A 20,241-nucleotide genomic window follows, 5' to 3' on the forward strand; every position below is an offset into this window, starting at 1 on the left:
GCTCACCAGCCCAGCCAGGACTCGAGCCTAGGAATGGCCATGGCCTCCACAGAAGACATCAGCGAGAGCAGACTGCTGCTGGCCGAGTACGACCGCATCAAGGAGGAGCAGAAGACCCGGATAGGATTCCGTGACAATCTGCTCTACTTCACACTCGCCGCGGTCACTACGGTCCTGGCGATCACCGTCCAGAGCACGCAGACCCAACTGCTGCTCGCCGTCCCCGTGGTCTGCCTAGTCCTGGGCTGGGCCTACCTGGTCAATGACGAGAAGATCTCGGCGATCGGCTGCTACATTCGCGACCAGCTAGGACCGCGGCTCGCCGAGCTCAGCGGCGCCCACGATGGAGTGTTCGGCTGGGAGATCTACCACCGCGACGATGCGAGCCGCACCACGCGCAAGCGACTACAGACTGCTGTGGATCTATTCACGTACTTGGCCTTGCCGATGATCTGCGTGACCGCATTCTGGTGCTCTCCCGGCGTCCAGCCTCTCCTGGTGACCGCCTCCCTCGCACAGACACTTGCCCTGGCCGTACTGGGCTGGCAGTTTCTGCGCTATGCGGAGCCGTAGTGCTGCTCTGCCACCCCGCTTTACGTTCAATTAACCGCCAACACTGCCCTTGCCGAAATCCTCATCTGCGCAGTCAAGGCTCCGTGTTGGTATTCGCCGAGGCGTCGGCGTCGGCGTATGGCCGCGTAGGGGGTCGGGCGCTTCGCGGCGGTTACCCGAACCGTCGTTCGGGCCGCCGGGAGCGACCGCCCGTGGCCCCGTGCCGTCGCCAGCCACCGCCTTGCGGCCCGGTCAGTGCGGGCGATACCACCCGCTGAAACAAGGCCCACGTCTCATCCAGCACCAGCCGCTCAAGGATCCGAACCAGCCAATTGAGATGGCTTCTCAATGACCACCGGCTCGCATCAGCCGCAGCGCATCGCGCTCCCACCGGTGCCGCAGTGGGACGTCAATCCGCCCGGTTCCGCTTGCCTTCGGGGCGAGGCGCAGGAACGACCATGTCAAGCAGGCCTACGTCCCCAAGGACATGACCGTCCCCACCCTGCCGGTCTCCCGCGCACCACCAGGATAGGCGCCCGTTCGCATCCCGCAGATGCATGCCCAGGCCGTGTTCGGGGCACAGCGGCCGCGCCAGCCACAGACACTCGGTGACAGTGTCCTGCGCGGCTTCGGCGACGGTTGCCAGCACGGAAGCGGGCTCGTCGGTCGAGTCCGGAAGCAGGTAAGTGGCGTGCCACTCGCCGTTGTCCATGGCGACGTACACGTGCTCCGGTTGGTCCGGATCGATCATCAGCTGGAGGGGCTTCCGCTGGGGCAGGGTCACCGCCAGGTCCCGGTTGAGAAGAGCGAGAGCCCGGTCCCACCATGGATACTCTCCCGGTGAGACACGGCGTGGCTCGGGATGGCCAGAGAAGGTGCGCATGCATGGATTCTCCACCACGCGGAGTCAGCTCCGACCGCACCACCCTGATGGGTCACAGGAACCCTCTCCGGCGCCGAGGCGGCGGCTTGTTCAGCCGGGGGCTGGCTTCACGTCGGCCAAGCGGTTGAGCCAGTCGATCAACAGGGCCTTCTCCGCCGCGCTCAGGGCCGAGGTGTCGCGCCGGGCGAGCGCGGCGCGCAGCGCCATTGCCGCGGTCGCGGTGTCGTCCTGCTCCTCCTGCCTCAGATGCGTGGGGTGTGCGGCAACAGGTGCGGTGATCGAGGCGATCACCAGGTCGCGGGTCGCGTCCGCGATTTCGAGGTCCCTCGACTCGGCCGGGGTGCTGAACATCGTGAGGATCGTCCCCACCCCCGCGGCGTGCAGGACGGCCGTGGCGCGCTCGACGCTCAGGCGGAGCCTTCCGGCCGCTCCGACTCGCGCGATCATGCTCTGCAGCTCGGTCACCGCCCGCCGGCCTGCGAGCGGCAGGTGGCCGGGCCGGGCCCGCGCGTAGACCAGGGTGTAGTACGCCGGCTGTCCCAGCCCGAAGCGGATCTGCAGGTCCCATGCCGCCCGCAGGTCCTCGACCGGGTCTCCGGTCCCGGGCACGCCGTAACACGGGAAACGCCGGGACCCCGGGGGCGACGGCCCTCGGGGTCCCGGCGCAGAAGGGGTCAGGCCGCGGCGGCGGCGCCTGCCCGGGTGAGCTGGTCGATGACCCGGGTCAGGCCCTCGACGACCTCGGTGTCGTCGGCCGGGTGGGTCTCGGCGAAGCGGATCACGGAGCCCGGGATGGAGAGCTTGACGTCCGTGAGGACCGCGGCACCGGCGATGCCGGCGGCCTTGCGGGCCTCGTCCTGCGCCCACACGCCGCCGTACTGGCCGTAGGCGGTGCCGACCACGGCGACCGGCTTGCCGGACAGGGCGCCGGCGCCGTGGGGGCGCGACAGCCAGTCGATGGCGTTCTTGAGGACGGCCGGGATGGTGCCGTTGTACTCGGGCGAGAAGAGCAGGAACGCGTCGGTCGCGGCGGCGGTGGCCCGCAGGCGGGCGGCGGCCTCCGGCACCGTGCCCTCGACGTCGATGTCCTCGTTGTAGAAGGGGACCTCCGCCAGACCCTCGTAGAGCGTGATCTCGACGCCCTCGGGGGCGTGCTTCATGGCGGCCTCGGCGAGCTGGCGGTTGTGCGAGCCGGCGCGGAGGCTGCCGACCAGGGCGAGGATGCGGACGGACATGGGCGATCTCCCTGCCTGCTAGGAAACTGAAAGCGGACCGTGGTCCGGTTGAAGTTGTAGCAGCTAAACGGACTACGGTCCACTTTCATTCCCGCCGCTACGCTGTGGCCATGACCGAGCCGCCCCGCGCCGTCTTCCCCGTGCGCGACGCTTCCGCCGGACCCGCGGACCTCACGCTCACACCGACGGGCCAGCCGCCGCGGCTGCGCGCCGACGCCGCGCGGAACCGCAGGCGCCTGCTGGAGGTGGCGGCCGAACTCGCCGCCGAGCGCGGAACGGCGAACGTCACCATGGAGGCCGTCGCCGCCGCGGCCGAGGTCGGCAAGGGGACGGTCTTCCGTCGCTTCGGCGACCGCGCGGGGCTGATGCTGTCGCTGCTCGACCACATCGAGCAGCAGATCCAGGCCGCCTTCCTCACGGGCCCGCCGCCCCTGGGGCCGGACGCCCCGCCGCTGGAGCGACTGCGCGCCTTCGGCCCGGCCGTGATCCGCCACGAGCACGCGCATCGCGACCTGTACATGGCCGCGCACCGGGAGCAGAGCCGCCGCTACAACCCGGCGTACCAGGTCAGGCTCACTCATCTGACGCTGCTGCTCCGGCAGGTGGGCGCCCCCGGTGACGTCGAACTGACCGGGCACACCCTGCAGGGCTATCTCGACACCGTGCTCGTCGAGTACCTGCTCACGTCCCGCGGCATGCCCGTCGAGCGGCTGGACGCCGGCTGGCACGACCTCGTCGACCGCCTCGGCACACCGCGGTAGCGCCGCCGCCGGACGCCACCGCGCCGCTGTGCGATACCCGGCCCGTCAGCCCCGTTGAGCCCTCCCCGGATCGTCGCGGACGTCCGGCCCGCCGCCGTGGCGGCGGGCGGTGGGCGGTCAGGGATTGCAGCCGGGACCGGTGGCCGGGTTGACGCAGACGTCGACGCCGGGTCCGCCGTCGTTGGTGTGGTGCCGGGACCACCCGAGAGGGCGTCGTTGCCGGCGTCGCCGAAGAGGGCGTCGTTTCCGGTGTCGCCGGTCAGGGCGTCGTTTCCGTCACCGCCTTCGACGCGGTCGTCGCCGGCGCCGCCGGTCAGGGTGTCGTTGCCGGCGCCTCCGCAGATCAGGTCGTTGCCGCCGCGGCCGTCCACGACGTCGTTGCCGCCCAGGGCGAAGATCACGTCATCGCCGGGGGTGCCGAGGAGGACGTTCGCGCCGTTGGTCCCGGTGACGGTCGGGGTGCCGGTGGCGCATGTCACCGCGGAGACCGTCAGCGTGAAGGCCTGTTGCGCCGTTTGCGCGGGGGCCGTCTCGGAGGCGGTCACGGTGAAGGTGAACGCAGGACCGGGCATCCACGGAAGACGGTCCCGCAATCGACCGGTACGAAGTCCCATGTCCAGCGGGGGTTCGTACGGCCCGGGATTCCCACCCTGTCGTGATCCCGACAGCGGGCGGAAAGACGCCACCGTTCGACTCTCGTTCACCGCCCCGTTGAATCGTTTAACTCGCTAGCATGCGGCGGACATTGGATGGATCTAACGTGAAGGATCCCCTGTGAGACCGCTCTTCCCAGGCCGAACAGGCCTGCCGATCGTCGCGGGTGTCGCGGCCGTGCTGATGGCGATCCCACCGGCGGCTGCCAGCGACCACGCCGCCGCCGGCTCCCCGTCGGACAGCGTGACCGTGACCGGCGGAGCCCCGGCCGGCTCCACCCCGCGCACCGTCACCCTCATCACCGGCGACCGGGTCACCGTCACGCCCGGCGGGGGCGGCCGCGCCTCCGTGACCGTGGAGGGCCCCCGGGGCCACCGCGCGGACGCCCGCATCACCACGCAGCAAGGCGACACCTACGTCTACCCGTTCGCCGCCGAGCGGTACGTGGCGGCCGGACTGCTGGACACCGACCTCTTCAACGTCACGCGCCTCATCGCGGACGGTTACGACGACGCGCGGTCCAAGGGCCTGCCCGTCATCCTGACCTACTCCTCCGACGCCCGCCGCAGGCTCGCGGCGCCCTCCCTCCCCGAGGGGGCCACCGGCGCACGGGCGCTGACCAGCATCGACAGCACCGCCACCACCCAGGACCACGACCAGGCGACGGAGTTCTGGGCCGACCTGACCGGCCCGGCAGCGGCGCAGCCGGCCGCGAAGGCGAAGGCCGGCGGCCTCGCCCTCACCGGCGGCGTGCGCAAGGTGTGGCTGGACGGCAAGGTCAAGGCCGACCTCGCGGACAGCGTCGCGCAGATCGGCGCCCCCGACGTGTGGGCCGGCGGCGACACGGGCCAGGGTGTGGACGTCGCGGTCCTCGACACGGGCTACGACCCGGGGCACCCCGACCTCGACGGCGTCGTCACCGACTCCCGCAGCTTCGTGCCCGACGAGGACGTCGACGACCACCACGGCCACGGCACCCACGTGGCGTCCACCATCGCCGGCAGCGGCGCCGCGTCCGACGGCAAGGAGAAGGGCGTCGCCCCCGGCGTGCGGCTGCACGTGGGCAAGGTCCTCAGCAACGCCGGCAGCGGTTCCGACTCCTGGATCATCAGCGGCATGGAGTGGGCCGCCCGCGAGGCCAAGGCCCGCGTGGTCAGCATGAGCCTCGGCAGCGACCAGCCCACCGACGGCACCGACCCGATGAGCCAGGCGGTGAACGAACTCAGCGCCGAGACCGGCACGCTGTTCACCATAGCCGCCGGCAACTCCGGCCCGTACGAGGGCACCGTGGCGGCGCCCGGCGCCGCGGACGCCGCGCTCACCGTCGGCGCCGTCGACTCCTCCGACGCCATAGCCGACTTCTCCAGCCGCGGCCCCCGTTTCCGGGACGACGCGATGAAGCCGGAGATCACCGCCCCCGGCGTCGACATCCTGGCCGCCCGCTCGCAGTGGGCGCCCTTCGGCACCGGTTCGTACGCCACCCTCAGCGGCACGTCGATGGCCACCCCGCACGTCGCGGGCGTCGCCGCCCTGGTCGCGGCCAGGCACCCCGACTGGAACGGGGCCCGGATCAAGGACGCCCTGGTCTCGACCTCCGTGGCGACGCCGGACATCCCCGCGGACTCCGGCGGCAACGGCCGCGTCGACGCGGTGGCCGCCACCAGCAGCACGCTCGTGGCCACCGCCACCGCCGACGCCGGCATCCACCCCCCGGGCGGCGCGGCCGGCGAGACCGTGACCCGCACCGTGGAATGGGCCAACTCCGCTGACACCGCGGTCACCGTGACTCCGCGCCTGGACGCGGCGGACGCACCCGAGGGCCTGTTCACGGTGGCGGACCGTCAGGTCACCGTCCCCGCGCACGGCACCGCGTCCACCACCGTGACCACCACTCTCGACCGGGCCCCGGCGGGATCCCGCTTCACCGGGCACGTCGAGGGCGTCGTCGACGGCAAGGCCGTCACGCGCACCCTGCTCGCGGTCAGCACCCGTGACGAGTACCACCACCTGCGCGTCCACGTCACCGACCGCGCCGGCGACCCGATGGTCGGCCTGGTGATGTACCAGCGCAAGGGCGACGAGTACGCGCAGGCCCTCTACACCGACCTCGACGGCGTGCTCGACACCGTCGTCCCGCCGGGCACCTACACCGTCTGGACCTGGGGCGCCGTGCGCGGCGTCCACGGCGAGTCCTCCTACGGGCGGGCGCTGCTGGCCAGGACCGGCGTCGTGGTCGGCAACGCCGACACCGACACGACGCTGGACGGCACGAAGCTGCGCAGGACCGAGGTCGTCACGCCGAAGACCTCCACGGACAGCGACATCCGCATGGACTTCAACCAGTCCTTCAAGGACGGCTCCCCGGCGATCACGGACACCGCGACGGTCGGCGACGGCTTCGACAGCGTGTGGGCGCTCCCCATGCCGAAGGCCTCCGGCGGCGACCTGGCGTACACGGTCCGCTGGCGCATGCAGCAGCCGCTGCTGGCGCTCTCCTCCGGCGACCAGGTCTTCGACGACCTGTGGCTGCAGCCCGGTTCCGGCCGTCCCGCCGAGGGCACCAGGACCCTGCCCGCGGTCTTCGCCGGCAAGGGCACCGCGGCCGAGTACACGGCCGCCGGCGCCAAGGGCAAGGTGGCCGTGGTCCGCTACACGGGGGACGACGACCAGATCACCGACGCGCAGAAGGCGGGCGTCGCCCTGCTGGTCGTGGTGAACGACCTGGACGGCCGGCTGCGCGAGCCCGTGCGCCGCACCGCCCTCGTCATCGCGGGCATCTCCCGCACCGAGGGCGAGACCCTGATCGGCCGCATCCAGGACAGCCGTTCCGGCTCGGTGCCGATGCGGGTCGTCGGCCACGCCGAGACGGACTACCTGTACGACCTGGTGCACACCTGGCACGGGACGATCCCGCAGACCCAGCGCTACGCGCCGGCCGAGCACCGGCTGGCCCGGGTCGACGTCGGGTTCCGCAACGAACCCGGCACGGAGGTCGACGAGTTCCGCTACGACATCCAGCCCTACCTGGGCGTCAAGGTCGGCGGCACCCGACTGTCGTCCGCCGGCGCCGAGCGCACCGACTGGGTCACCCCGTCGGGCGAGGCGACCTGGATGGAGGAGGCCGCCAACGGCATCCGCTCGATCCAGTTCTCCGGGCTGGTCGGCTACCCGGCGGGGCGCACCACCGACGTCCAGTGGTTCGGGCCTGTGGAGCACCCGCGGATGAACGAGAGCCAGTGGCTGCCGCAGCGCAACGGTGACGTCCTCGACGTCACCATCCCGGCCTGGGGTGACGGCGGCCGCGACCACGCGGGTGTGGTCGGTCCGGGCACCACTTCGCAGGTGAACGAGCTCTACCGGGGCGGCGACCTGGTCACCCGCACCGAGGGCGGCTGGCTGGGCGGCGACGTCCCGGCGGCGTCGGGCCGGTACCGGCTGGTGACGTCCACCGAGCGGACGGAGGGGTACCCGTACTCCACCGCGACCCGCACCGAGTGGGGCTTCTCCTCGGCGACGCCGGGCACGGACGACCCGCAGGTGCTCCCGCTCCTGCAGCTCGACTACGGGATCCGCACCGATGCGGGCGGCACCGCGCGGCGCGACGCCGAACTCACGGTGAGCGCCTCCCCGTTGCCGGGCGTGTCGGCCGGACGGGTCAGCACCGACGCGGTGGAGGTCTCGTACGACGACGGCCGGACGTGGCACCGGCTCTCGCTGCGCGGCGCGGAGGACGGCGCCGCCCGCGTCCGCCTGGACGCGCCGCGGCGGGCCGAGTTCCTGTCGCTGCGCGTGCGCGCCTCGGACAAGCGGGGCAACACGGTGACGCAGACGGTGATCCGGGCGACCGGCCTGGCCTGATCCGCGTCCGCACACAGCGCGGCCGGTCCCTCCGCACGGAGGGGCCGGCCGCGCCGCTGTTCACGGCGCCCCCCTCATTGCCCCGACCCGGCAGGCCGGACGGGTCGGCCGCTGCCGGCAGCGGGCCTGGGAGACGCCCGGCGCGGCATGATCGGATGGGCGTGCGGGGGTCGCCCGGGGGTGAGGAGAGACAGTGGGATCGGCGGAAGAGCGGAAGTCACCGACCGGTCTATGGCTGCTGGTGGCCGTGGTGGCGCTGGTCATCGGGGTGGTGATGGTCTTCCAGACACGCGGGGCGCTGGAGCGGGAGCGCGAGTTCCGTGCCGCGCCGCGGTGTGTCTCCGCACCTCTCAAGGTGTCGGACTGCCGGTGGGACCAGCGGTTCACCGTGCGGTCGGCGGACGCGCACAGCGGTAAGCGGGAGTCGCCCGAGGCGGATCTGTTGCTGCCGTCCGGTGAGCAGTGGCATGTGACCTTCCGTCGGACCGGCCCGGTGGTGTCACAGCTGGAGCCGGACGACAAGGTCGTCGGGCTGATCTGGCGGGGGCAGGTCATCGAGGTACGGAACGCCGCGGGAACATGGCAGAAGACGAGCGACGGTCCTCTGGAATGGCCCGAGGACCGCCTCGGCGGCGCGCTCGCCGGCCTCTCGTTCGGCCTGATGGCGCTCGCCGGGGCGCTGTGGTCGCTCTTCGTGCCGGGACCGCGGCACGCGAGTGCGGCGAGGACCGTGCGGTGGCACGGCGTCGCCATGGGCGCCGCGGCCATCGTGGTGCTCTGGGTGCAGGCCGCCGCCGACTGGCCGATGTGGTCCATCCCGGCGGTCTGGGGGCCGTTGGCGCTGCTCCTTCTCGCCTCGGCGGCGGCTTTCGCCGGGGCGGCGCTCCGCGGCGAATCCGACGGCGACGCCTCGCCCACGGCGGGGTCGCCCCGGGCGCCGGAAGGCCTGCCGAGCGCGGGCTCGGAGCCGGGGACCGTACGTCCCTGATCCGGCCGGGCCCCATGACGAAGACGGTGCCGGCCCCCTCGTCACCGAGGGGGCCGGCACCGTCGCGTGGGGCCCGTCAGCCGATGGTGACGAGGGTGCCCGCGGCGTTGGGGTAACCGATGTAGGCGGTCGCGGGACGGTCGGACGGGACGCCGCTCCACGAGGCGGTCAGCGTCAGCGGGACGCCGGGCTTCGTGGCGGGGTTGCGCGGTGTCACCGTGAACGTGCCCTGCGTCGGAGTGCTGTCCGGGCCGATCAGGTTGGTCTGGAAGGAGAACGGGAAGTCCGTCAGCTCCGGCTGGCTGCCCAGCGTCATGACGATGGCCAGGTACTTCCCGGCCTTCATGCTCGGCAGGCTCACCACCGGCCGCGTCTGGTCGAGGGCGAGGTCACCGACGATGTACGGGTCCTGGCCGTCGCCCGGGTCGTAGGCGAGCAGCAGGCTGAGGCGGGCCTCGGGGTTGTCGGGCGTGACGAAGAACTGCCCGGCCTGCGTGCCCTCCGGCACGGTGAAGGTGAAGTCCTGCTCGGGCTTGTCGGTGGACACCGCGTTGCGGACGGGAGTGCCCGCGACCGGGCCGCGCGGGGTCAGTGCGAGCGAGGTGGTGCCCGGCGTCACCTCGAAGGAGACGCTGCCGCTGCCCGCGGTGCCGGAGACCTGGTCGGGGGCGATCAGGCTCCACGGGGTCAGGACGACCGGGCTGCGCACGCCGGTGCGGCCGTGCCGCCAGGTGAGGTCACCGGTGACGGTCTCGCCGGACCGCCCGGTCGTCAGCTCGAAGCTGACGGTGAACCTGGCCTTCTGGCCCGCCCTGCTGAAGTGCAGTACGGACGGGTGGACGGTGGCCTTCACCCCGGGCACCGAGATCGAGGCCCGGTAGGTGCCCGGCGTCACGGCGGTGACGGTACGGGTCACGGTCTGCGAGCCGACCATCCGGCCGATGGCGATCGACGGGTAGTTGAGGTCGCTGGGGTCCACGGCCTTCACCCCGCTGCCGGTGTCGACGCCCAGGCCCTCCAGGTAGCCCAGCCAGTCCTTCTCGGTGGAGTCGTAGACCAGGCCCGGCTCGAACATGCCCGCCGGCCGCACCTCACCGGCGCCCTGCGCGACAGCCTCGCCGTCGTGCACCCGTCCGGTCTGCTGGACGCCCTCATCGAGCTGTACGAGGCGTACTGGGCCCGGGCCGAACCGATCGGCGCACCGGCCCGGGCGGCCGGAGAGGAGGGTCCCACCACGGAGGAGGTCGCGCTGCTGACGATGCTCCGTGCCGGACTCAAGGACCAGGCGATCGCCCGTCAGCTGGGGTTGAGCACACGGACGGCGACACGCCGCATCGCGGCGCTCATGGCACGGCTGGACGCGAGCACGCGCTTCCAGGCCGGGGCGGAGGCCCACGCGCGTGGCTGGATCTGATCCTTCCTGACGGCACATCACACCGGAACCGATCACAAGCGGTCAAGTGCACACGGAGCGGGCCGAGACGGGTCACCATCGGCGTATGAACGCATCCGCGACCGCCGCCCTCACCCCGCTCCCCGACGGGGTCTGGTCCACCCTTTCCGCCGCCCGCGAGGCGTACCGCGCCGCCGTCCCGGCCGCGTACGACGAGGTGCTGACGGAGGTCGCGGAGCGCGCGCGGGACACCGGAAGCCTCGGCAAGACGGACATCGCCGCGCTGGTGGTGTGGAAGCGGCTGCAGGCGAGCACCGCGTGGGTCGTCGAGCTGATGAACCTGCGCGACGCGGAGGTCCGGGCCGTCACGTCCGGAGCCGTGGACGCGGTCCGCGACCCGCAGGCCCCGCGCGGCGCGGCCGCCCGCGAGGGCCGCAGGGCCCTGCTCCCCCTGCCCGGCTGCCGCAACGGCGACGCACTGGCCTCGGCACTGCTCACCGCGGCCGCGCCGGACCGGATGGCCGTCTACGACCGCCGTGCGCAGTTCGGCCTGGAGCGGCTGGGCTACCAGTTGACGCCGGCACCGGGCCGCTACGGCCGCTACATGGACCTCCTCGACGACCTCCTCGTCCGCTCCGGCCCCGACGCGGACGGCTGGACCGCCCGCGACGTCGACACGGCCCTGTACTGGCTCGGCCGCCAGGCCGCGGCGGGGCCCGGTGACGCCGAGGAGGAGTAGGGGGCCCGGCGTGGGCGAAGCGATCCGGGGCTCGGGGCGGGTCAGTCGGCCTGGCGCAGCTCGATCAGCAGGGCCTGTTCGGGGTTGAGCTGCGGCATCGGCAGGCCCGCGGCGGTGAGGAGGGTGCCGGGGAGGGTGAGGCGGTCGTCGACCGCCTCGGTGAGCCAGGCCGGGCCGCTCCTCTGGTGGAAGGACGGCAGGCCGATGTCGGTGCGGACGCGTACGCGGTAGCGGAGGGCGGGGTCGAGGCCGGGCAGCGGTGTCCGGCCCGGCTGGCCCTCGGGGGAGGTCGCCACGCGGGCCCAGCAGTAGAGCGCGGCCGTGCCGTCGTGGGCGACGACGCCGTGCAGCAGCGTCGCGTCGCCCGGGAGGTCGGCGCGGACGGTGCGTCCGCCGTGCAGCAGGGGGCGCATCTCGCGGTACAGGGCGGTCCACGCGGCGAGCCGGGCCAACTCCTCCGGCGTGCAGCGGGTGATGTCCTGCTCGATGCCGGGGTGGCCGAAGAGCGCGGTGGCCAGGCGGAAGGTGTCGGAGCTGACGCGTCCGGTGGTGTGGCTGGGGTTGGCGCCCACGTGGGCGCCGACGAGTTCCGGGGGGAGCAGTTGGCCCGTCCAGCGCTGGATGGACTGCCGTTCCACCGGGTCGTTGCAGTCGGAGGCCCACACGCGGTCGGTCCTGGCGAGGATGCCCAGGTCGACGCGGCCTCCGCCGCTGGCGCAACTCTCGATCTCCAGGGCGGGGTGGCGCTGCCGGAGGGTGTCCAGCAGGCGGTAGAGCGCCTCGACCTGGGCATGCGCCACCGGGCGGTCGGCCGGGCCGTTGACGGCCTCGTGCACCTCGCGGTTGTGGTCCCACTTGAGGTAGGCGATGCCGTACTCCCCGATCAAAGCGTCCAGTGCCCCGAGCAGGTGGGCGACGACGCCGGGGTGGGAGAGGTCGAGGACGTGCTGCTGCCGGGCCGCGGGACCGGCGCCGCGCCCGGGGGCGAGGACCCACTCCGGGTGCTGCCGGGCCAGGTCCGAGTCGAGGTTGACCATCTCGGGTTCGACCCACAGGCCGAACTCCATGCCCAGGGAGCGCACATGGTCGGCGAGCGGCGTCAGCCCGTCGGGCCACACCTCCCGGTCGACCGTCCAGTCGCCGAGCCCCGCGCGGTCGGAGCGGCGGCCGCGGAACCAGCCGTCGTCCAGGACGAAGCGCTCCACGCCGGCCTCGGCCGCACGGTCGGCGAGCCGCAGGAGGCGTTCCGGGGCGTGGTCGAAGTAGACGGCCTCCCAGCTGTTGAGGATGACCGGGCGCGGGCGGCGCGGATGACCGGGGCGGTCCCGGAGCAGGGTGTGGAAGCGGTCGGCGAGCCCGTCGAGGCCGGCGCCGGACCATGCGTAGTGGCAGACGGGCGTGCGGTGGGTGTCGCCGGGTGCGAGCCGGACCTCGCCGGCGCGCAGCAGTTCCCCGCCGCCGAGCACGGCGGCGTGGACGCCCGCGCCCTCGGGCAGTTGCTCGACGAGATAGCGCTGGTCGCCGCTCCAGGCGACGTGCAGGCCCCAGACCTCGCCCTCGCGGAAGCCGAAGCCGGGCACACCGACGGCGACGAGGTACGGCGAGTCCAGGCCGGGCTTGCCGCGCCGGACGTCGCGGGCGTAGGTGCCGTGGGCGAGCGGGCGGCGTTGCGGGGATCGTTCGCGGCTCCACTTGCCGGTGAAGTCGAGGATCTCGCCGGCCCGGCGGGGCAGCGGGAGCACCGCGGTGACCTGCGCGAGGTCGTAGGGGGCAGGGTCCGCGGCCGGCTGCCGGGTGATCTCGCTGTGGACGGCGAGAACGCCGGAGGGTTCCAGCCGGTAGGTGATCGTGATGTCGAGCCCCGCGGCGGCGTCGGTGAGGGAGACGACCAGTTGGCCGCCCTCGGCGTCCTGCCGGACGGAGGTGCCCGTCGTGGTCAGCCGGGGGGCTGCGGCACCGCCGTCGAGGTGCCCCTGGTGCGCGGGGGTGCCGGCCCAGCCGTCCGCCTCGGTGGGCCAGACGGTGAATCGGCGGGGCGCGTCGAGGGAGTTGTTGAGGACCGCTGCCTCGGCGGTCAGGCTGAGGGCGGCCAGGTCGTCGGCGGACAGCGGCCCGAGGTCGGCCCCCCAGTGGAGCACCCTGGGCACCGGCTCGGTGAGTTCGACGACGAACGCGGTGCCGGCCGCGCGCAGCGGGACGATCCGCGCGGTGGTGTCTGCCATGGGGGTCCTTTCGGTGGTGCCCCGCCGCCGGACGGCCCGGGATGGGGGCGGGTCCGGCGGCGGCGGCTCGGTTCGCTTGCGGTGGCTCAGTTCTTCGCGAGGAGGGTCTTGCTCTGCTTCTCCATGTCCGCGAAGACGGAGTCGTCCTTCTGCCCGGCGAAGTAGCCTTCGAACAGCGGGTTCAGCGCGTCCTGCACCGCGGCGCCGTTGCCGTAGACCGGGGACGGGTACAGGACCTTGTCCTTCAGCATGCTCGTGAAGACCGACAGGTCGACCCCGTCGGCGGCCAGTGCCTTCGTCGCGGCGTCCATGGAGGCGGGGATGGACGGGAAGAACGTGCCGGTGCGGGAGGCCTTGGACTGGCAGGCCTCGGAGCCCATGTAGGACACCCACTTCCAGGTCAGTTCGGGGTGCTTGGTGCCCGCCCAGATGTTGTTGCCGTTGGAGTTGCTCATCACGGCGCGGGTCTTGCCGTCGGGGCCGTACGGGGGCGCCGCGACGCCGGTCTTGACGCCGGGGATCTTGGCGAAGGTCGAGGCGGACCAGGAACCGCCGATCTCCATGGCGACCCGGTGGGAGGAGAGCAGGTCGACGTCGCTGACGCTGGAGGTGAACTCGCCGAGCTTGGGCGCGTACCCCTTCTCCGTCAGGGAGCGCGCCCACTTCAGCGTCTTCACCAGGCGGGGGTCGCTGTAGTTGAAGACCGTCGGCCAGCTCTCCTTGTCGCCGAGCCGCCACCCGGTGCTGGAGGCGAACGGGCTCCAGGAGGTCTGCCCGATGAAGTCCTTCGCGGCGATCTGGCCGAAGCCGAAGGTCTTGACGTGGCCCTTGTCGAAGCCGGGCTCGTCGCCGCGGCGCCCCTTCTCGTCCACGGTGAGGTGGGCGATCATCTTGCCGAACTCGCCGCCGTCGTCGGGGTTCCACGTCACGGACTCGACGTCGGCCTTGCTGTAGCCGGCCTTGGTCAGGGCGTCCTGGTCGTAGTAGAGACCGGCCGCGGCCCAGTCCAGCGGCAGCGCGTACTGCTTGCCGTCGGTGAACTTCCAGGCGTTCACGCCGACGGAGAAGCGGGACAGGTCGAACGTGTCCTTGGCGATGAAGTCGTCCATCGGCAGCAACTGGTTCTGGCCGGCGTACGCCTGGAAGAACTGCACGCTGTTCTGGAAGGCGTCGGGGGCGCTGCCCGCGACGAAGCCCGCGGTCAGCTTGGTGAAGTAGTCGTCGACGTTGTACTGCGAGATCTTGACGGTCGTGCCGGGGTTGGCCTTCTCGAAGTCCGCGGCGCAGGTCTTGTACGCGGCGGCCTGCTTGTCGTCCCAGGTCCACCAGTTGACGGTCTGCGAACCGCCCGCGGTGTCCGAGCCGGAGGAGCAGGCGGACAGCACCGCGGCGAGGGTGAGCGTGGCCCCGAGGGCGACGACTCTGCGCATTCTCATGATTCCTTCTTTCGGGACGGTTCCTGGTGAGGGTGGTGGGACGACGTCTTGAGGAGCGCGCGGAAGGCGCTCAGGGCGATGACCAGGTCCTCGGGGCCGCCGGCGTCGTGGCCGTTGAACTCCCACAGCCGCATCTGCCTCGGCCCGCCGTAGCGGTGGTACGCGGCGAGCGTGGTGGCCGGCGGGCAGACCTTGTCGCGCAGCCCGGCGGAGAACCAGGCGGGCGCGGTGGCGCGGCGGGCGAAGGCGAGTCCGTCGAAGTAGCCGAGGGTCCGGAAGGTCTGCTCGACCCGGTCCCGGCGGGCGCCGAGGTAGCCGATGAGCTCGGCGTACGGCTGCTCGCCGGTGAGCCGGGCGGCCTGCCGGATGTCGCACAGGAACGGCGCCTGGAAGTGCGCGGCGCGCAGTCCGGGGACGAGGCCGGCGACCGCCAGGGCGATGCCGCCGCCCTGGCTGGGGCCGGTCACCGCGACCCGGTCGGGGTCGGCGTGCGGCGAGGTGCGCAGGGCCTCGACGGCGCGCACGGCGTCGGTGAAGACCCGGCGGTAGACGTACGTGTCCCTGTCCTCGATGCCGCGGGTGAGGAACCCGGGGTGCGAGGGGCCGCTGCCGACCGGGTCCGCGGTGGCGCCGCCGCCCGCCCAGGCGCCGCCCTGACCGCGGGTGTCCACCAGCAGGTGGGCGTAGCCGGCGGAGGCCCACAGCAGGTCCTCGACGGGGGCCCCACGTCCGCTGCCGTAGCCGTGGAACTGCACGACCGCGGGCAGCGGGCCGTTTCGGTGGCGCGGCAGCCGCAGCCAGCCGTGGACAGGGTGGCCGCCGAAGCCGGGGAAGACGGCGTCGTAGACGTCCACGGTCTCCAGGTCGGTGTCGACCGGGGTGAGTTCGAGCCGTGGTTCGTGGACGCGGGCGGCCTCCAGGGTTTCCTTCCAGAAGGCGTCGAAGTCGGCGGGTTCGCGGTATGCGCTGCGGTAGGCCCACAGTTCGGGGACGTCGTCCTCGGTCAGCACGGCCGGGCCTCCTCGCGCGGGGTGAGGTCGGCGTCGAGGGTGACGGCGGTGCCGGTGGCGACGCGTACCCGGGTGGTGCGGTCGCGGTGGCGGACGGTCACCGGCTCGGTGTCGTCCCCGGCATGACGGCGCACCGTCACGGAGGTGAGGGCGCCGTCGTGCCAGGTGAGGTCGGCCGCCAGGCCGCCGCGGCAGCGCAGGTCGGTGGCCTCGCCCTCGCGCCACTGCGCGGGGAGCGCGGGCAGCAGGTGGACGGTGCCGGCGTGGCTCTGCAGCACCATCTCGGTGAGCGCGGCCATGAGGCCGTAGTTGCCGTCGATCTGGAACGGCGGGTGGGTGGAGAACAGGTTGGGGAGCAGGCCGCCCCACTCCGAGCCGTCGACGGGCGCGTCGGTGTCCGGGTCGCCCTCGAACGGGCGGGTCGCCTCGAGGAGGAGCGAACGGGCCGTCGTGGCGTCGCGCAGCCGGGCGCGCAGCGCGATCTTCCAGGCCCATGACCACCCCATCGCGCCGGGACCGCGTCTGTCCAGCAGGGCCGCCGCGGCGGCCGCGAGTTCCGGGGTGCCGTCGGGGTCGATCTGGCCGAGCGGGTGGACGGTGACCAGCTGGGAGAGGTGGCGGTGGTGGGGGTCCTGCTCGGGGAGGTCGTCGGCCCATTCCCGCAGCCAGCCGCCCGCGGCGATCCGGGGCGGGTGCAGGCGCGGCAGGGTGGCGGTGATGCGGCCGCTCAGCGGGGTGTCGATGCCGAGGAGCGCGGCGGCGCGCAGGGTGCGTTCGAGGACGGCCCGGGTGAGTGCCGTGTCCATCGTGGAGGAGCGGGTGAGCGAGGCCATGGAGCCGTCGGGGGTGAGGTAGTGGTTCTCCGGCGAGGTGGAGGGGAGGGTGCCCAGCCGCCCCGTGCCGTCGTCCACCAGCCAGTCGAGCAGGAACGCGGCGCAGCCGCTGAGCAGCGGCCAGGCGCGTTCACGCAGGAAGGCGGTGTCCTGGGTGAACTCCCAGTGGTCCCACAGGTGCTGGGCGAGCCAGGCGCCGCCCATCTGCCAGATCGCCCAGGACGCGGCTCCGCGGCCCATGCCGACGGGCAGCGCCCACCCCCACATGTCGGTGTTGTGGTGGGCGACCCAGCCGCGGGCGCCGTACAGCTGCCCGGCGACGTCCCGGCCGTGCGCGGCGACGCGGTCGAGGAGGTCGAACAGCGGCTCGTGGCAGGGGCCGAGGCCGGCGGCCTCCGCGCCCCAGTAGTTCATCTGGGTGTTGATGTTGATCGTGTAGTTGGACGACCAGGCGGGGCGCAGGTCGGCGTTCCAGATGCCCTGGAGGTTGGCGGGCGGTCCGGCGTGGGGGCGGGAGGCGGCGGCCAGGAGGTAGCGGCCGAGCTGGAACAGCACGGTCGCGGTGAGGAGTTCGTCGTCGCCGGAGAGGATGTCGCGGGCGACGTCGTGGGTGCCCGGGCGGCGCGGTCCGATCCGCAGCGAGGTGCCGCCGAGGAGTGCGCGCAGGTCGGCCTCGTGCTCCTTGAGCAGGTCGTCGGTGCCGTGTTCCACGACCCGGGCGGCGCTGTCGGCGGCCGCTTCGAGGTGCGCCGCGCGGCCGGCCGGGGCGTCGAGGCCCCGCCAGTGGCGCAGCGCCTCGGTGGAGCTCGCCACGACCGCGAGGAGCCGGGTGGCGCCGGTGACGCACAGCACTCCCCCGTCGGCGGTGGCCTCTCCGTCGGTGGCCACGCGCAGGGCGAGCGCGCCGAAGGGGTCGTAACCGTCGACGGGGCCGTCGGCGTACCGCAGCGGTTCCGGGACGTCCGGTTCGTGGGCGGGTGCCCCGTCGACGGGGATCTCCACGCCGATGACGACCCCTTCGGGGCCGGCGGTGCGGTGCACCTCCCGGAGGGGGGTGGTGAGTTCCAGGCGCAGGTCCACGGTGCCGCCCCGCGCGGCCAGGTCGGTGCACAGGGTCCCGTCGGCGGCGCCGGCCCAGGTCCGGCGGCGGACCGAGGCCCCGGAGGACAGGTCGAAGGCGTCCTCGGCGATCCCGCTGTCGAGGTTGAGGGTGCGGCCCCGGTACGTGGCGTCCTGCGCCCCGGACACCGTCAGCCACAGGTCGGCGTAGGGCAGGTACTCCTGGCTGTACGGGCCCTCGAAGGCCATCAGGAGTTCCTCGGCGCGGTGCGGGTCGCCGGCGCGGAGCGCGTCGCGGACCTCCGCGAGCCGCCGCGGGCCGGCGCCGGCGGCGACGACGTCGGCGAGCGCCTTCGCCGGTCCGCCGGGGGTGCCGGACCACACGGTGGAGTCGTTGATCTGGATCCGGGCACGGTGGGTCCCGCCGAAGACCATCGCGCCGAGTCGGCCGTTGCCGACCGGGGCGGCCTCGTTCCAGTCGGCCGCGGGCGCGGGCCAGCCGAGCAGCAGGTCAGTGGGGTTCATGGGGTGCCGTCCTGGTGCGCGTGCTCGGTCACTTGAGCCCGGAGAAGCCGATGGAGTTGACGATCCGCTTGCCGAAGGCGAGGAAGAGCAGCAGCATCGGCAGCGCCGCGATGAGGGAGGCGGCCATCAGCCCGGCCCAGTCGGGGGCGGCCTGGGGCGAGGACTGCTTGAACACACCGAGCGCGAGCGTCAGCGGCTGCACCCCGGCGTCGTTGGTGACCAGCAGCGGCCACATGTAGTCGTTCCAGGCGTTGACGAACATCAGCAGCGACACGGTCGCGATCGGCGCCGCCGACATCGGCAGGACGATGCGGTAGAGGATCCGCAGCGGTCCCGCGCCGTCGATGATCGCGGCCTCCTCGATCTCGCTGCTCAGGCCGAGCATGAACTGGCGCAGGAAGAACACCGTGAACGCCTGGAAGAGCCCGCCGGGCAGGATGAGTCCGGCGAAGGTGTTGGTGAGGCCGAGGTCCTTGATGAACACGAAGTTCGGCAGCAGCGTGAAGACGCTCGGCACCATCAGCGCGCTGATGAGGACGCCGAACACCAGGTTGCGGCCGCGCCAGTGCAGTCGTGAGAAGGCGTAGGCCGCGCAGGCGGAGAACAGCACGATGAGCACGGTCTGCACCGATGCGTAGATCACCGAGTTGCGCAGGTAGAGCGCGATGTCGAGGGACGCGCCCGAGCCGCCCTGGGCCTGGGCCTCGGCGGTGGAGGCCAGGCCCAGCGCCCGTTTGAAGGCGCCGAAGGTGAAGCCGACGGGCAGCGGCGAGGAGGGGTCGGTGGCGAGCCGGTAGTTGTTGGACAGCGCGGTGCGCACGATCCAGTAGAAGGGGAAGAGCGTGATCAGCGAGACGAGGCCGAGGTAGGCCCAGGCCACGATCCGGCCGGGGGTCGCCTTGCGCGTGCGGGGGCGCCGCACGCTCGTCGTGCGGGGAGCGAGGGGGAGCGTCATCGGGGGCCTCCTTCAGTTCAGGTCGGATTCGTCGGCCCGCGCGAGCCGGAGCTGGGTGAAGGTGACCGTGATGAGCAGGGCGAACAGGGCCAGCGACATCGTCGCCGCGTAGCCGAAGTCGAACTGGCGGAAGGCCTTGTCGTAGATGTACATCTGCAGCACGTTCGAGGCGTTGGCGGGGCCGCCCCTGGTGGTGACGGCGACGATGTCGAAGACCTGGAAGGCGTTGATCACCGTCAGGACGACCACCATCACGAGGATCGGCCGCAGCAGCGGCACGGTGAGGCGGCGGAACATCTGGAACTCGCTCGCGCCGTCCACCCGGCCGGCCTCGTAGATCGTGGACGGGATGGTCTGCAGCCCGGCGAAGATCAGCAGGGAGTAGTAGCCCATCCACTTCCAGACGCTGATCGCGGCGAGCGAGGGGATCGCCCAGGGGCCGCTGCCGAGGAAGAGCACCGGGTGGCCGATCAGGTGGTCGAGCACGATGTTGACGACCCCGAGGTGCGGGTCGAGCATCCACTGCCACACCAGCGCGGCGATCACGTTGGAGATCAGGAACGGCAGCAGCATCACGCCGCGCAGCAGCGAGGAGTCGGTGACGCGGTGCAGCACCACCGCGGTCACCAGGGAGATCAGGGTGCCGAAGACGACGGAGAGGGCCACGAACCAGAGGGTGACGAGGAGGGAGTGCCAGAAGACCCCGTCACCGGCCATCTCGCGGAAGTTGGCCAGTCCCACCCAGCGCGGCGGGGTGAGGACGTGGAACTCGGTGAAGCCCAGGTAGATGCCGCGCAGGGTCGGGTAGGCGTAGAAGATCGCGAACCCGACCACGGCGGGCAGGATCAGCAGCAGCGCGACCGGCAGGTCCCGCCGCCGGGCCGCCGCGGACCGGGTCGCTGTCACGCGCCGGGGCCGGGGGCCGCCGGTGTTCGTGCGGACCTTCAGGGGTCCGCGGGTCCTCGGGCTGGAAGAGGCCGTGGTGGCCCCCGTACCGGCTGCGCCGGTCGGTGGTACCACCGGCGTCGTGTGGCTGCCCTGCGATGTGACCACCACGGCACTCTCCTTCTCGTGCGTCGGGCCTTCTCGTGCGTCGGGTCGAACGGGTGGGACGGTGGCCCGCTGCCGGGCCGGCCGT

Annotated in this window: 17 protein-coding genes; 6 read left to right on the forward strand and 11 right to left on the reverse strand. The window is 72.6% G+C overall.

Features of this window, described 5'->3' with window-relative positions; all coding sequences use genetic code 11:
• Positions 1-33 precede the first annotated feature (33 nt).
• Complete coding sequence (locus tag OIE69_RS05765) at positions 34-573, forward strand: hypothetical protein (protein ID WP_326570848.1); 540 nt, start codon at positions 34-36, stop codon at positions 571-573.
• 388 nt (positions 574-961) lie between these two features.
• Here the strand turns inward: OIE69_RS05765 and OIE69_RS05770 are convergent, their stop codons facing one another.
• The 3 genes from OIE69_RS05770 to OIE69_RS05780 all read right to left on the reverse strand — a co-directional run bounded on the left by OIE69_RS05770 (position 962) and on the right by OIE69_RS05780 (position 2,670).
• Positions 962-1,336 (reverse strand): hypothetical protein, encoded by a 375-nt coding sequence (locus tag OIE69_RS05770; protein WP_326570849.1) that lies wholly within the window; start codon positions 1,334-1,336, stop codon positions 962-964.
• Between the two features lie 189 nt (positions 1,337-1,525).
• Positions 1,526-2,044 (reverse strand): hypothetical protein, encoded by a 519-nt coding sequence (locus OIE69_RS05775; protein WP_326570850.1) that lies wholly within the window; start codon positions 2,042-2,044, stop codon positions 1,526-1,528.
• A 65-nt stretch (positions 2,045-2,109) separates the two neighbouring features.
• Positions 2,110-2,670, reverse strand: a complete 561-nt coding sequence (locus OIE69_RS05780) for an NAD(P)H-dependent oxidoreductase (protein WP_326570851.1) — start codon at positions 2,668-2,670, stop codon at positions 2,110-2,112.
• A gap of 110 nt (positions 2,671-2,780) precedes the next feature.
• On the opposite strand from OIE69_RS05780, the gene OIE69_RS05785 reads away from it, so the two are divergent.
• On the forward strand, positions 2,781-3,431 hold the full coding sequence (locus tag OIE69_RS05785) for a TetR/AcrR family transcriptional regulator (protein WP_326570852.1): 651 nt from the start codon (positions 2,781-2,783) through the stop codon (positions 3,429-3,431).
• On the opposite strand, the gene OIE69_RS05790 is transcribed toward OIE69_RS05785, so the two are convergent.
• The gene (locus tag OIE69_RS05790; protein ID WP_326570853.1) at positions 3,320-4,045 is read right to left on the reverse strand and encodes a calcium-binding protein; all 726 of its coding nucleotides are present in this window, start codon (positions 4,043-4,045) and stop codon (positions 3,320-3,322) included. The two genes, OIE69_RS05785 and OIE69_RS05790, sit on opposite strands and share 112 nt — an antisense overlap.
• Before the next feature lie 160 nt (positions 4,046-4,205).
• On the opposite strand from OIE69_RS05790, the gene OIE69_RS05795 reads away from it, so the two are divergent.
• A complete protein-coding gene (locus OIE69_RS05795) occupies positions 4,206-7,943 on the forward strand; it encodes a S8 family serine peptidase (protein WP_326570854.1) in 3,738 nt (1,245 codons plus the stop codon).
• Positions 7,944-8,136: 193 nt separating this feature from the next.
• Positions 8,137-8,931, forward strand: a complete 795-nt coding sequence (locus OIE69_RS05800) for a hypothetical protein (RefSeq protein ID WP_326570855.1) — start codon at positions 8,137-8,139, stop codon at positions 8,929-8,931.
• 76 nt (positions 8,932-9,007) lie between these two features.
• On the opposite strand, the gene OIE69_RS05805 is transcribed toward OIE69_RS05800, so the two are convergent.
• Positions 9,008-10,060 carry a hypothetical protein gene (locus OIE69_RS05805; RefSeq protein ID WP_326570856.1) on the reverse strand — a complete coding sequence of 351 codons (1,053 nt, stop codon included), beginning with the start codon at positions 10,058-10,060 and terminating at the stop codon, positions 9,008-9,010.
• Between OIE69_RS05805 and OIE69_RS05810 the strand changes: the two genes are divergently transcribed.
• Entirely contained in the window at positions 10,055-10,345 is a 291-nt protein-coding gene (locus OIE69_RS05810; protein WP_326570857.1) for a LuxR C-terminal-related transcriptional regulator, read from the forward strand. The genes OIE69_RS05805 and OIE69_RS05810 overlap by 6 nt on opposite strands.
• A gap of 85 nt (positions 10,346-10,430) precedes the next feature.
• Entirely contained in the window at positions 10,431-11,063 is a 633-nt protein-coding gene (locus OIE69_RS05815) for a hypothetical protein (RefSeq protein ID WP_326570858.1), read from the forward strand.
• Positions 11,064-11,104: 41 nt separating this feature from the next.
• Here OIE69_RS05815 and OIE69_RS05820 read toward each other — a convergent pair whose 3' ends face one another.
• The 6 genes from OIE69_RS05820 to OIE69_RS05845 all read right to left on the reverse strand — a co-directional run bounded on the left by OIE69_RS05820 (position 11,105) and on the right by OIE69_RS05845 (position 20,159).
• Positions 11,105-13,285 (reverse strand): alpha-galactosidase, encoded by a 2,181-nt coding sequence (locus OIE69_RS05820; RefSeq protein ID WP_326570859.1) that lies wholly within the window; start codon positions 13,283-13,285, stop codon positions 11,105-11,107.
• Between the two features lie 86 nt (positions 13,286-13,371).
• Positions 13,372-14,721: an ABC transporter substrate-binding protein gene (locus OIE69_RS05825; protein WP_326570860.1), complete on the reverse strand. Its 1,350-nt coding sequence runs from the start codon at positions 14,719-14,721 to the stop codon at positions 13,372-13,374.
• On the reverse strand, positions 14,718-15,731 hold the full coding sequence (locus OIE69_RS05830; protein WP_326570861.1) for an acetylxylan esterase: 1,014 nt from the start codon (positions 15,729-15,731) through the stop codon (positions 14,718-14,720). The genes OIE69_RS05825 and OIE69_RS05830 overlap by 4 nt, the downstream gene beginning before the upstream one ends.
• Entirely contained in the window at positions 15,725-18,148 is a 2,424-nt protein-coding gene (locus tag OIE69_RS05835; RefSeq protein WP_326570862.1) for a glycosyl hydrolase family 95 catalytic domain-containing protein, read from the reverse strand. Before OIE69_RS05835 ends, OIE69_RS05830 begins: the two co-directional genes overlap by 7 nt.
• Positions 18,149-18,176: 28 nt before the next feature.
• Complete coding sequence (locus OIE69_RS05840) at positions 18,177-19,103, reverse strand: carbohydrate ABC transporter permease (RefSeq protein ID WP_326570863.1); 927 nt, start codon at positions 19,101-19,103, stop codon at positions 18,177-18,179.
• A gap of 12 nt (positions 19,104-19,115) precedes the next feature.
• Positions 19,116-20,159, reverse strand: a complete 1,044-nt coding sequence (locus OIE69_RS05845) for a carbohydrate ABC transporter permease (protein WP_326570864.1) — start codon at positions 20,157-20,159, stop codon at positions 19,116-19,118.
• Positions 20,160-20,241 lie beyond the last annotated feature (82 nt).

The sequence above is a fragment of the Actinacidiphila glaucinigra genome, assembly GCF_035918135.1.
Classification (GTDB): Bacteria; Actinomycetota; Actinomycetes; order Streptomycetales; family Streptomycetaceae; genus Actinacidiphila; species Actinacidiphila glaucinigra.

What these genes read in the sequence shown, in the direction of transcription:
- OIE69_RS05785 (WP_326570852.1), top strand. Translation starts at nt 2,781, where the DNA reads ATGACCGAGCCGCCCCGCGCCGTCTTCCCCGTGCGCGACGCTTCCGCC.
- OIE69_RS05840 (WP_326570863.1), bottom strand. Translation starts at nt 19,103, where the DNA reads ATGACGCTCCCCCTCGCTCCCCGCACGACGAGCGTGCGGCGCCCCCGC.
- OIE69_RS05765 (WP_326570848.1), top strand. Translation starts at nt 34, where the DNA reads ATGGCCATGGCCTCCACAGAAGACATCAGCGAGAGCAGACTGCTGCTG.
- OIE69_RS05790 (WP_326570853.1), bottom strand. Translation starts at nt 4,045, where the DNA reads ATGGGACTTCGTACCGGTCGATTGCGGGACCGTCTTCCGTGGATGCCC.
- OIE69_RS05815 (WP_326570858.1), top strand. Translation starts at nt 10,431, where the DNA reads ATGAACGCATCCGCGACCGCCGCCCTCACCCCGCTCCCCGACGGGGTC.
- OIE69_RS05825 (WP_326570860.1), bottom strand. Translation starts at nt 14,721, where the DNA reads ATGAGAATGCGCAGAGTCGTCGCCCTCGGGGCCACGCTCACCCTCGCC.
- OIE69_RS05780 (WP_326570851.1), bottom strand. Translation starts at nt 2,670, where the DNA reads ATGTCCGTCCGCATCCTCGCCCTGGTCGGCAGCCTCCGCGCCGGCTCG.
- OIE69_RS05835 (WP_326570862.1), bottom strand. Translation starts at nt 18,148, where the DNA reads ATGAACCCCACTGACCTGCTGCTCGGCTGGCCCGCGCCCGCGGCCGAC.
- OIE69_RS05820 (WP_326570859.1), bottom strand. Translation starts at nt 13,285, where the DNA reads ATGGCAGACACCACCGCGCGGATCGTCCCGCTGCGCGCGGCCGGCACC.